Source organism: Megamonas sp. Calf98-2 (genome assembly GCF_900110235.1).
GTDB classification, from domain to species: domain Bacteria; phylum Bacillota; class Negativicutes; order Selenomonadales; family Selenomonadaceae; genus Megamonas; species Megamonas funiformis.
The window spans coordinates 1-11,011 of record NZ_FOCY01000045.1 but is presented as its reverse complement, the minus strand read 5'-3'; the positions used below and the strand labels follow the sequence as shown (position 1 = coordinate 11,011).

The 11,011-nt window shown below is 31.7% G+C and carries 12 protein-coding genes; 2 read left to right on the top strand and 10 right to left on the bottom strand.

Annotation, left to right across the window (positions count from 1 at the left end; all coding sequences use genetic code 11):
• Nucleotides 1–64: 64 nt before the first annotated feature.
• The 9 genes from tnpA (BMX03_RS10420) to BMX03_RS10380 form a co-directional block, all read right to left on the bottom strand.
• Complete coding sequence (gene tnpA, locus BMX03_RS10420; RefSeq protein ID WP_091695276.1) at nucleotides 65–460, bottom strand: IS200/IS605 family transposase; 396 nt, start codon at nucleotides 458–460, stop codon at nucleotides 65–67.
• Nucleotides 461–567: 107 nt separating this feature from the next.
• Complete coding sequence (gene manZ / locus BMX03_RS10415; RefSeq protein ID WP_018998590.1) at nucleotides 568–1,383, bottom strand: PTS mannose transporter subunit IID; 816 nt, start codon at nucleotides 1,381–1,383, stop codon at nucleotides 568–570.
• Nucleotides 1,384–1,399: 16 nt separating this feature from the next.
• Nucleotides 1,400–2,218 carry a PTS mannose/fructose/sorbose transporter subunit IIC gene (locus BMX03_RS10410; protein ID WP_015563014.1) on the bottom strand — a complete coding sequence of 273 codons (819 nt, stop codon included), beginning with the start codon at nucleotides 2,216–2,218 and terminating at the stop codon, nucleotides 1,400–1,402.
• Nucleotides 2,219–2,288: 70 nt separating this feature from the next.
• Entirely contained in the window at nucleotides 2,289–2,765 is a 477-nt protein-coding gene (locus BMX03_RS10405) for a mannose/fructose/sorbose PTS transporter subunit IIB (RefSeq protein WP_022228512.1), read from the bottom strand.
• Nucleotides 2,765–3,208 carry a PTS sugar transporter subunit IIA gene (locus BMX03_RS10400; protein WP_022228513.1) on the bottom strand — a complete coding sequence of 148 codons (444 nt, stop codon included), beginning with the start codon at nucleotides 3,206–3,208 and terminating at the stop codon, nucleotides 2,765–2,767. Before BMX03_RS10400 ends, BMX03_RS10405 begins: the two co-directional genes overlap by 1 nt.
• Before the next feature lie 237 nt (nucleotides 3,209–3,445).
• Nucleotides 3,446–6,172, bottom strand: coding sequence for a sigma 54-interacting transcriptional regulator (locus BMX03_RS10395; RefSeq protein WP_091695274.1), 2,727 nt, complete (start codon nucleotides 6,170–6,172; stop codon nucleotides 3,446–3,448).
• Between the two features lie 116 nt (nucleotides 6,173–6,288).
• A complete protein-coding gene (locus tag BMX03_RS10390) occupies nucleotides 6,289–7,044 on the bottom strand; it encodes a C40 family peptidase (RefSeq protein ID WP_015563017.1) in 756 nt (251 codons plus the stop codon).
• Between the two features lie 50 nt (nucleotides 7,045–7,094).
• The gene (locus BMX03_RS10385; RefSeq protein WP_091695271.1) at nucleotides 7,095–8,360 is read right to left on the bottom strand and encodes a DAK2 domain-containing protein; all 1,266 of its coding nucleotides are present in this window, start codon (nucleotides 8,358–8,360) and stop codon (nucleotides 7,095–7,097) included.
• 130 nt (nucleotides 8,361–8,490) lie between these two features.
• Nucleotides 8,491–9,744 carry an Nramp family divalent metal transporter gene (locus BMX03_RS10380; protein WP_008539005.1) on the bottom strand — a complete coding sequence of 418 codons (1,254 nt, stop codon included), beginning with the start codon at nucleotides 9,742–9,744 and terminating at the stop codon, nucleotides 8,491–8,493.
• 220 nt (nucleotides 9,745–9,964) lie between these two features.
• Here BMX03_RS10380 and BMX03_RS10375 point away from each other — a divergent pair, with 220 nt between their 5' ends.
• Complete coding sequence (locus BMX03_RS10375; RefSeq protein WP_008539007.1) at nucleotides 9,965–10,243, top strand: metal-sensing transcriptional repressor; 279 nt, start codon at nucleotides 9,965–9,967, stop codon at nucleotides 10,241–10,243.
• A gap of 38 nt (nucleotides 10,244–10,281) precedes the next feature.
• Here the strand turns inward: BMX03_RS10375 and BMX03_RS10370 are convergent, their stop codons facing one another.
• On the bottom strand, nucleotides 10,282–10,638 hold the full coding sequence (locus tag BMX03_RS10370) for a hypothetical protein (protein WP_015563022.1): 357 nt from the start codon (nucleotides 10,636–10,638) through the stop codon (nucleotides 10,282–10,284).
• 158 nt (nucleotides 10,639–10,796) lie between these two features.
• On the opposite strand from BMX03_RS10370, the gene tnpA (BMX03_RS10365) reads away from it, so the two are divergent.
• Nucleotides 10,797–11,011: IS200/IS605 family transposase (gene tnpA, locus BMX03_RS10365; RefSeq protein WP_143052096.1), on the top strand; the 215-nt coding region annotated here is incomplete at its 3' end.

Below are 11,011 nucleotides of genomic sequence, written 5' to 3'. Positions count from 1 at the left end.
TTTTGCCTTATACAGTTTAAAACAATATGTTTTCACTACAATCATCTGCCTTTTTATCATTTATTTATTCTGAACGCTTTTGACTTTCTATATACTGTTTAATAATTGACATTGGTGCTCCACCAACTGTAGATACAAAATATGAATTTGTCCACAATGTTGGTAGCCTTGATTTTAACCATGAAAATTCTTCTCGAAGTATTCTTGAAGATATTCCTTTTATTCGTTTAACAACTTTATGTATACCAAATTGTGGATCAACTTCTAAAATCAAATGAACATGGTCTGGCTTTACTTTCATCTCGATTAAATCGACGTGAAGCTCCTGACAAATATTATTAATCAACTCCTTTAATCGTTCATCAACACCATTGTTCAACACTTTTCTACGATATTTAGGACAAAATACTACATGATATTTATAAGAATATACTATATTATTATTTGATTTATATTTCATAAAAGTATTATATAACTATTAAAAATATAAGCTCGCATTTGGTAAAAACAAAAATGGTGTTGATAAAATATCAACACCATTTTTTATATTAATTTTGGTCGGGGAACTTATTTAAGAATACCTAGACCGTAACCAATAATACCTACAGCGAATAAGCCAAAGATAATCCAAATTGCATTGACTTTTTTCTTCATGAGTTTCATGCATAAGAATGTAAGTAAAAGTGGTACGAGACCTGGCATTAATTGGTCTAAGATAGATTGAACAGTAGTTGTAACTACACTACCATCTTGCATAGTTACTTCAGAAATAACTACTGGAATATTAACGGTTGTCCATTTATTTACCAGTGCCCCCATGACGAATAACCCTAAGATAGAAGCACCTTCTGTAATTTTTTGAAGAGTATTACCAGCTACGTCCTGAATAATATCAGTACCTTTAGTGTAGCCATATTTAATACCATACCAACGAATAAGTAAACGTACTACATTAAATAATACAAAGAATAAAATAGGACCAAGTAAGCTACCGCCCATAGCTAAAGAAGCACCAAGAGCTGCGCAGATAGGACGAAGAGTACCCCAGAAGATTGGGTCACCAACACCTGCAAGAGGTCCCATCATACCAACTTTAATACCGTTGATAACACCATCTTGAATGTCTTTACCATTAGCTTTTTGTTCTTCCATAGCTGCTACTACACCAATGATTGGAGCTGTAACGAATGGCTGTGTATTATAAAATTCTAGATGTCTTTTAATAGCTTGTTTTCTTTCTTCGCCTTCATATAATTTTTTAATAATAGGAACCATACCAAAGCAGAAACCAAGTGCCTGCATACGTTCCATATTCCATGAACCTTGAAGGAAATTTGAACGAATAAAGGTCCAGAATAAATCATTTGAACTTAATTTTTTCATAATCTTCAACCTCCTCTTAGTCTAATTCATCATCAAGATCATCATCTACATCACTTTTTGCACTGCCAGCGCTTACTGCTGCTGGAGCTGCCACTTGATGATATTTAGGGCTAAGCTGAATGTAAACAATTGCACAAACAAGACCAATTACACCAAATGCAACTAAATTGAATTCAGTAAATGCTGCTGTAACAAAGCCGAGGAAGAAGAATGGCATTAAGTAACCAGCATTCATCATGTTAATAACCATTGCATAACCAACTACAACGATGAAGCCACCAGCAACTTGAAGACCACCTGTGATTACTGGAGGAATTGCATTTAATAAACCTTGAACAGCATCTGTACCAATGTACATAGCTACAAGTAAAGATGGAACAGCTACACGTAAAGCTTGAAGTAATAATGCACCTAAATGGCAGATATCAATACCTCTTAAATTACCTTCTTGAGCAAAACCATCTGCTTTATGTTGGAAAAATACTGTTATTGTACGGCAGATAATAGTTAATACCTGACCTGCTGCTGCAAGTGGCATAGCAATCGCAATACCTGCACCGATACTTTGATGACCAGCAATTACAAGAATTGTAGAAATAACAGAAGCAAGTGCTGCGTCAGGTGCCATAGCTGCACCGATATTCATCCAACCAAGTGCAATCATTTCCAAAGTACCACCGATTATAATGCCTGTTGTCATATCACCTAAAATTGCACCAACTAATGTACATGCTATCAATGGACGATGTGTCTGAAATTCATCAAGAACACTGCCCATACCAGCTATTGCTGAAACGATAAAAATAGCTATAAGTTGTACTCCACTGAGTTCCATAAAAAAACCTCCATTCATAAGAGTAGATTAACAGCCATTAAAATTAATAGCTGTTAATCTTTTCATTTAATTATTTAATAATTTCCATTAAATTAATACGTTTATCTGTATCTACTTTTCTAAATTCGATTTCAATACCTTTTTCACTTAATTTTTTGAAGGATTCTACATCTTTATCATCTACAGAAACAGCATTTGTAATTTGGCGTTTACCTTCTTTAAAGCTCATACCACCAACGTTTACAGATTTAATATCTACGCCACCTTCAACCATGCGTAATACACTTGTAGGATTTGTGAAGAGCAATAAGCATTTATCATTTTCATATTTAGGGTTGTTATATACACGGATAGCTTTATCTACGCTAACAACACTGGATTTAATACCTGGAGGAGCTACTTGTTTTAAAAGTGTAGCACGAATAGTATCTGCTGCTACATCATCATCACATACAATAATACGTTCACAACTAGTAACTTTTGCCCATACAGTTGCTACTTGTCCATGGATTAAACGGTCATCAATTCTAGCTAATACAATTTTCATTATAAATCGTCTCCTTCGTCATCTGTTTCGCTTTCAACTTGGCTTTTATGGAATTTTTGAGCTCCAGCTACACTAGCTTCTACAGCTTTTTCCATTGCATCTTGAACATTTGCATTTTCGCCATTGCATAAACGATAATTTATTACTTCTACAAGCATTGGTAAGCTAACGCCTGTTACAATACCGCATTTATCATTTTCCATAGCAACACGGCATGCAGCATTATAAGGGCTGCCACCAAATAAATCATTTAAAATAATTACACCATTAGTAGTGTCCATTTCTTCCATGGCTTTATTATATTTAGCCATTAAATCTTCTGGACCTTCCCCTGGTACTAATGTTACTGTTGTTAAATTATCTGGCTGACCACAAATCATAGCACAAGTATTTACTATTTCTTCTGCTAAATGACCATGTGTACCAACAATAATACCTAACATTTTAATTTCCCCTTTCAAAATTCTTCTTGTTATATATTATATGCAAATGGCGTGCCAATTTTTAGTGTCAAAATTTTTACTGTAACTATAAGGACTTTTTAAATGGTAATTATGCGTATTGTCTAAAAATTGACACTCTTCTTCTATTTATTAAACTGTGTCAATTAAAAATTGACACTAAAACAAAAAATCTGTGTCATTTTTAATTTGACACAGACTTTTTTAGACACACTTTTTTTAAATCATGCTTACAATATAATACATTTCATCTTTTGTTAATTTTATTTGTAATGTTTCCTCAAATATTTTTGCAGTTTCTTCTACAACTTTTAATTTTTCTTTATTTATATTTTCTATATTTTTTTCATTAAATTTAAGCCCATTATTAATTACCATTCGCTCTAATGCACAGCCTATATGGATTATCAAGCGCAATTTCTGAGGATTGTCCCATGTTAATTTTAATTTTTCTTCTAAAATATTGATAAATTTAAGTAAAATATCAATTATTTTATTAGGATTTAAATATAACAACATTTCCTGCAATCCATCTTCACAAAAACGTTTCAAAACGATATTTGTTTCGTCTTTTTTTACAATATCTTTTGCTCCCACAATTTCACGCAAAATAATATCGCCTTGACCGCTGATGATTTGCTCAATTGGTATAAAAGGAGCATCTATATATGGATTTTTTATACCTACAACAGCAATAATCTGATATCTATGCCCTATTTCCGTTAAGCGTTTATGCATATCTACAATGCCTATAGGAATTACTTTTATATGGTTCATCGAAGCGTCAATCAAAATATCAATCACTAAATTTTGTAATTTTTCTGCTGTTCCCTTACCTGTGCTACAAATTGTTACTACAGCTTTTTGTCTATCATTTGTGTCATCAATTGATAGTGTGTTATGTTCATAACCATTAAAATTCTTCAAGGAATCATATATAGCACTTAAACTGATACCTGCAATATCTGCTTTTCTCATCGCTTCTAATACAAATGGCGTCGTAACCATGCCTAAAGTCCTAACTGGCACACCTAATCTTTCTTCTAATATAGGTCCAAAGCTACATAAAGACCCCATATCCGCTAGCAACAATACGCCTTCTTGGCAATTAATATTTTGTAATTGCTCAACAATCTGATTTAACATATCCTCAGGTCGACACTCTAAAGGCATATCAAAAGCCAGTAACGGAGCTTTATTGGCACTAAATAATTTTCGTGCTACATTCACCATGGAACTTGCTGTGTATTCACCATGCATAGCTACTGCTATTACTATCTTTTGTGATTTATCTTCTTGTTTTAAAGATTGCAATAACATAGCAAAATATTCTGTTTCCGATTTTGACACAGATACTTTATATTTTTCTTCAATCATCAACTTTATTTTTGTTGCTAATTTAAATTCTATAGAATTTGTGTCAATTGTACCTTCCAAAGCATTATGCAAATCCTGCTTTCCTTTTATGCGATTGAATAATGAACTTAAATGCAAACCAAACGCATATAAAAAACGCTCTCTTGATACTAATTTTATATAACGTTCCACTAAAGATACTACTTGCTGGGCAAATTCCACCATATCTGCATCAATGATTTTCAATAATCTATCATAAACAGATAAAGAAATATCATCTTTTTGATTATAAAAAGTTTTTACATACGTATTTACGTCCGCTACTACAATTTGTTGAATTAATTCTTCCGCTATGCCTTCTCGCTTAAGCATATTGACCTTATTTTCTACCATTTGATATAAATTAAATGGCTCATCTTCGCTTTCACGAGGCAATTTACTTTTGCTAGATGGTGTTACATACAATCCTTTTTCAATATAACGACTAATCAAAGCTATATCTTCACGCGTTTGACTCATCGGCAAAATCCCTGATTTTATATTTGCAGGCAACATTTGATAAGTTATCTCAATATGACCATCTGTCTTTATACCATTTAAAAATGCTTGCGCGCATAAAAGACGAATATTAGATTTTAATTGACCAACATTACCATTACCAATACTGCCAATAATAGCTTTTATCGCATCTGACGAAACTTTTACTGGTCTTTTTATACTGCGTGATTCTTCTGTAAATAACACCGTCATTATTTCCAATTTTTCTTTTAACGAACGCTCTGCTAATGGTGGTATAGATATTATATTAGGAATACGTCTTTTAAAAGTCTTAGTCAATACTGAATCAGGATTTTCTGTAGTCGCTCCAATGATTAACACACTAGCTGTTCTTTCTCTTTTCGTTTCACCTAAACGATTGAAAGTCCCTGTATCCATAAAATAAAAAATCATTTCTTGCCCTTCTGGTGGCAATCTGTGAATTTCATCTAAAAATAAAATACCTTCATTTGCTGATTCAATTAAACCTGGTACAGACTTATCCGCTCCAGTGAAAGCACCTTTAATATGCCCGAAAATATGTGAAATCAACAATTGAGGATTATTATAATAATCTGCACAGTTAAAAGTTACAAAAGGTGCATTCGTAGCAAAACGACCAACTTCTTTACCATATTCAAACATCATATGTGCTAAAAGCGTTTTACCAACACCTGTTTGACCTACAATCAATGTATGTAATCCATTTGGGGGATAAATCACTGCTGCTTTTGCTTGTTCTACTTGTGTTTTCAAACTATCTTCTGCACCAATTAAATCACTAAATGCAGATTTATCTATTTTATTTATTTTATTAACAGTTTTTATTTCTATCTTATCATTGATATTTTCATCATTTATTTTATATAAAACAGGTCTACCTGAAATCTTCATTATTTTACCCATTCTATATAATTTGTTTAACTCTCTACTGACATTACTGCGTAAAATTCCTAAATTATCTGCAATAGCAGTAGCTGTAAGAGCCTTCTCACCATCTTGACTCTTTGCTACCTCTTGTAAATATTCAAAAACCCTTTCAATACGTTTCATTGTCAATTACCTTTCTATTTCAAAAACTCATTTCCACACCTAGATTTCTTCAACAATGAAATCATCTCTTTTTACCATTTTTAGAAAAAACAGCAGGAAAAAACCTGCTGTTTTCTTTATTTTACTATATGTTTACCACCATAATATCGAGATGCCCAATACGTATTATCTAAATTATCTACACGAATACCTCTACTTGTTGATGCATGTATAAAATTTCCGTTGCCTAAGTAAATACCACAATGAGAGGCTCCTGGTTCATACGTAGTAAAAAATACTAAATCTCCAGCTTCTAAATCATCTGGTTCGACAAGTTTCCCTAATTTATATTGTTCATCTGCCGTGCGAGGTATACGAATTCCATGTTTAGCAAAAACATATTCCAAATAACCAGAGCAATCAAAACCTGCTGGTGTATCTCCGCCAAACACATACGGCACGCCAATATAGTCCTTCGCTGTAGCTATAATACCTGGGACTTCTTTTTTAGATAAAAATTGTCTGCCATATGGCACTGAAGATAAATTATCTAAAATAATTTTTTCGTTAATAGATGACTGCGAATTGACTATAACATTTTGTTTTCCGCTTTTAATAGCCCACCATGTCTCACGATTTACAATGCCTGTAACTTTTATTTTATGATCTTTTTGAAAAGCTTTTACTGCTTCTTGCGTCTCTTTATCATAATTACCGCTAACTTTACTTAAATCATAATTCATACGAATGAGGTTTTGCTGTAAAACTATTACATCATGTCCATGAGAATTTAATTTTAGTATTGGTGCTGCCTGTGCATTAGCATTTATAAAACAACAAATAATTGCCAAAATCAATACTTTATAACTTAATATACAATATCGTTTTGCCATCTCCACCTATTCCCACCGTCCCTTCACTTTTATTTATACAATAATTGATATTAAATAGCTTCATGCATATTCTGTAAGTTAACTTTTAAAGTTTCATTCACATCAAAAGCTTTTAAAGCTTTTATTTGTTCTTCTACATTATTAGTATAAAGAATTTCTATATTATTTTTTAATAAGCGTTTTACTTGTGCCATAACTAAAGAGCTTGATTTATTATTAGATAAAATAATATAGTTTTTAGCAATATCGCCATGAATTAAATTAATTAAATCGCCAACAGCAGGGCCACTTACTTTATCTTGAGTGATTACTGCAATTGCACCTAATTGTTCTAAACTTTGAGCTGTTTTTTCATCATCAGCTACTGTTAAAATAGCGATATCCATAATAGTTTTATCTACATTTTTCAAATCATGTGGCATAGCCAAATTTTGAATTTTAATGTCTTCAATTTGACCCCAATCTACAGCCTGACCAACTACTAAGCCTGGGCAATCTGTGTGTAAATACACAGTTATTCTATCATCTAATGATTTTACTACTATTACTTTACCTAATGGATTTAACATTTTTTCTAAATCACTGATACTAGCACGACATTTTACTAAACTAAATGATACTGCATATGTATAAACAATATCGAATTTAGGATTTGGCACATCATGAGATTTTTTAAAACCAGAAGAAAATAATAATACTGGTGATACATAATTTCCATCTAAACCAGCTCTACAACCTTGTAAAAATACCATTAGAGCTTTTGCCCCTGCATCTACAAAGCCATTTTTCTTTTCAGCTTGACTTAATGCAATGCCACCTGCTTTGATAGCTTCTGTTAAAATTTCAGCAATTGGTAAATTTGCACGAACAGCATTATAAGCACCTTTTGCCACTGCTTTTGCTGTAATAATTAAAGGACGTTCTACTTCATCATTTACTGCTCGTTGAGCATATAAAATACCATATTGGAAAGATTTTCCAAAAACAGAAGATGATGCATCATATTTTCCTGCTAAACCTTTAGCAATACCACGTAAAATTTGTGAAATCAATACACCTGCATTGCCATGAGCACCTAAAACTGCCGCACTGCCTACACGTTTAGATACTCCACCAATGCTATCTGCCTGTAAATCACGAAGAGACATTGCAGCTGCACCAATTGTACGTAAAATATGTGTACCTGCTTTTTCATCCATTAAGGAATCAGCATTTAAAGCATTGATATTTTCATATTCTAATAAAAAGGCACTGTAGGCACCTGCTATCATTCTTTTAAAATCGTTACCTGTTATTACTTCTCTATTTCCTGTCATAAAAACCACTCCAATATTCTACCTGAATAATATATATATTCTACTAAATAATATTCTAAAAATCCATCAATATATCCTTTTATTATTTACAAAAAATGGATGCATTAAAATTATACATCCATTTTATCACTTATTTATAAAAAATTTCCCATAATAAAGTTAAATTTAAGCAAGTTACAATTATACCGACAATGATTAAAATTATTTTCTGATATAAATGATTTGCAAATTTACCCATTATTTTTTTACTAGATGTTAAATATATCAATAAAAAAATAGTAATTGGTAATTGTATGCTTAAAAACATCTGAGAATAAATCAAACCCTCAAATGGGTCTTGAATAAATAATATAACTAATATAGCTAAACCATAAGTTATCAACACACCATGCCATGAATGATAATCTTTAATATTATAATCTTCACCAAAAATACCAGAGAAAATACTGCCTCCTGCTATTCCGCATGTCGCTGTTGAAGATATTCCTGCAAATAATAAAGCTATGGCAAAAATCAAGGCTGCACTATCACCTAAAATAGGTCTTAATAATTCTGTCGCTTGAGCTAAATCATCTACTTGTAAATTATTTGTAAAAAATACACTAGCTGCAATAATAATCATCGCACTATTTATTGCCCAACCAAGTCCCATAGAAAATAAAGTATCTAAAAACTCATATTTCAATTGTCGTTTTATAATTTTTTCATCTTGCAAATTCCATTGACGCGATTGTATTACTTCTGAATGTAAAAATAAATTATGTGGCATAACCACTGCCCCTAATACACTCATGATAATGACAATTGAGCCTTCTGGAAAAGAAGGTGTTACCCAGCCACTTATAGCCTCAGTCCATTCAACTGAAACCATATTCAATTCAAGTAAAAATGAAAAACCAATAATAGATACAAAAGCTATGATTATTTTCTCCATTTTAGGATAAGAATTAGTTTTTAATAAAACAGCACAAAAAACTGCTGTAATTATAGAGCCTATAACAAGTGGTATATTGAATAATAAATTAAGTGCTATAGCTCCACCTAAAATTTCTGCTAAAGCTGTTGCAATAGATGCCATCATTGCCGTTGCTAATATTGGTCGTGAAAGCCACTTCGGTAGATATTTAGTAGATGCTTCCGATAAACAAAGCCCCGTTACTATTCCCAAATGAGCTGCATTATGTTGAAGCAAAATGAGCATTATCGTTGAAAGTGTTACCATCCACAACAATAAATAACCAAAATCTGCACCAGCTGCCAAATTTGATGCCCAATTACCAGGGTCAATAAAACCAACCGTAATTAAAAGACCTGGACCAATATAGCGAAGAATTTCTCTAGCTCTTTCGCTTGCTGAATGTTTTTTACTATAATCTTTTAACATAATTTTATTCCTTTACTTCTATTTGAAAATTTTTCTCAATTAACGTTTAATTTAAATTATAACAAATATAAATATATAATCAACAAATATTTCTTTTTCATAAAATCATTCATTAACGAAATAACTTATATATTATTTTCCTTTAATTATAAATAGCATTATTAATAATATTTAGCTTCATGATATAATGATTATATCATTATAAAAAGGAGATTATCTTATGAAACAATGTATGGAAACAGAAAAGCTCCATCGCCGTATAAAAAAAATTATTGGGCAATTGAATGCCATAGATAGAATGATTGATGATGAAACTATTCCTTGTGAAAATGTTTTAATGCAAGTAAATGCTGCAAAATCCGCTCTACATAGTGTTGGCAAAGTAATTTTAGAAGGGCATTTAAAACACTGTGTAATTGATGGTATTCAACATGGTGATGCAGAAAAAACAGTTGAAGAATTTGCTAAAGCCATTGACCATTTTTCTAGACTATCATAAAAAAAGCGATTGATTTTCATCAATCGCCATTTTTATTATTAGAGCATTTGTTCTTTTTTCGCTAAAATATCTGCTACAGCTTTGCATGCTGGACAATCACAATATTTTGCACCTTTAGCTTTTATATCCTGAGCATGAGCTAATACATTTTTTGCCATTTCTTCACCAAAAACTTTAACACCCATTTCAGAGCTAGCAAAAGCAATTAATCCATCAATCGGCATAATATCAGCTTCAAGTTCTGCTATATATTTTTTAGTTTCTGCTAATTGATTATCTGTGCCAATAGCATCAAGCCAATTTTGTGCTGCTTGTTTTGCTTCTTTGCTACAAGAAGGAGCATTCATTAATTCATGTGTTTTTTCTACAACATAATCTAATACTTTTTTATCCATGATAAATCCATCGCCTTTCTAAGTATTATTTTCTCATTACCAAATGCGAGCGTAAAGCCCCTAAATTTATTTATGGGGATATAAGCTCGCTAAAAAACAATGATTCGATATCATTGTTTTTTATTGTATTATATTTTTAATAGTTATATAATACTTTTATGAAATATAAATCAAATAATAATATAGTATATTCTTGTAAATATCATGTAGTATTTTGTCCTAAATATCGTAGAAAAGTGTTGAACAATGGTGTTGATGAACGATTAAAGGAGTTGATTAATAATATTTGTCAGGAGCTTCACGTCGATTTAATCGAGATGGAAGTAATGCCAGACCATGTTCATTTGTTTTTAGAAGTTGATCCACAATTTGG